This window comes from Monashia sp. HAY1-2A (assembly GCF_056755315.1).
Map to the genome: position 1 here is coordinate 1 of NZ_JBNDHY010000367.1, position 281 is coordinate 281.

The following is a 281-nucleotide window of genomic DNA, read 5'->3' on the forward strand; positions in this document are numbered from 1 at the left end:
CCCAGATTACTACGCGTCTCGTGGGCTCGGAGATGTGTATAAGAGACAGGATGGGGGTCTGCGTCTTCATCTTCCCGACAGCATGACCGCGTGCCCCAGCCTCGGGCAAACTCGCGCCGCCCCGCGGACCCGTCCGGCCGTCGCCGGGCCGGCCCGCGGACGGTCCGGAGCGTCCCGGTCTGTGTGTGTCCGGGGCTGTCTCTTATACACATCTCCGAGCCCACGAGACGCGTAGTAATCTGGGGGGGTGGGTTTTGTGTTGAGGGAGGGGGGGGGGGGGG

At 67.3% G+C, this 281-nt stretch carries 1 protein-coding gene; it reads right to left on the reverse strand.

Going from position 1 to position 281, the window contains the following annotated elements:
• Positions 1-281 (reverse strand): hypothetical protein (locus tag ACPYOM_RS22320; RefSeq protein ID WP_481347637.1); only part of this gene is annotated, 281 nt, incomplete at both ends.